Source organism: Pseudomonas sp. IPO3747 (assembly GCF_013385245.1).
Lineage (GTDB): Bacteria > Pseudomonadota > Gammaproteobacteria > Pseudomonadales > Pseudomonadaceae > Aquipseudomonas > Aquipseudomonas edaphica.
This window is the reverse complement of record NZ_JACAQL010000022.1, coordinates 1-662: the sequence shown is the minus strand read 5'-3', so window position 1 is coordinate 662 and position 662 is coordinate 1. Positions and strand designations below refer to the sequence as shown.

The following is a 662-nucleotide window of genomic DNA, read 5'->3' as shown; positions in this document are numbered from 1 at the left end:
GCCTGCTCGCCACAACAGCACACTTGCCACAGGCTTCGTGTTGCTGAAATACCGAGGTGTCTGCATCGCAGGCAAGCCAGCTCCCACAGATGATGGGTGTAGCCTGGGTGACATGCATTGTTAAAGGCCAGCAGTCCATATCCCTTTAATTTGCGGGAAGTTTCCTAGACAATCCTTTGGCCTTGCGCCTGCTCACTTCACTGGCTAGCCTTCGCTCCGTCGCTGCATATCAGCGATCGGGTGTGAGAACCTGTGAACCAGTAGGCGCCAAGCGCCGCAACCGCGAGCAACACGCTCTATGGCGGCTGTGTGCAGGCAGACTTCGGTCTGGCTGGAGTCCTACTGTCCGGTATTCTCACCCTGCACATAGCTGCCACCCTGTTGTCGAGTGAGACCGACATCCGGATGGCTCCTTTTTCAGTAGGAATATCCGCATGACCAAAATCGTCCCAGACCCACCCCGTTTCACCCCCGACCGTGAAATCTTCGAACGCGCCCTGAGCCACTACCTGCAACCCACCCCACCGCCATCCTTCACCGTGCATCACGACCTCAGCTTCGAAGACGCCCTCGCCCAAATCTGCGACTTGCTGCGCTGTGCAGCCGCCACCGCAGCGGCCACCCGCCAGGCGCTGAGCGGTGATGAACAGCACATGGCCGGC

At 59.2% G+C, this 662-nt stretch carries 1 protein-coding gene; it reads left to right on the top strand.

What is annotated here, in order from left to right; all coding sequences use genetic code 11:
- Positions 1 to 434: 434 nt before the first annotated feature.
- Positions 435 to 662 (top strand): hypothetical protein (locus tag HX790_RS21550; protein WP_176992102.1); only part of this gene is annotated, 228 nt, incomplete at its 3' end.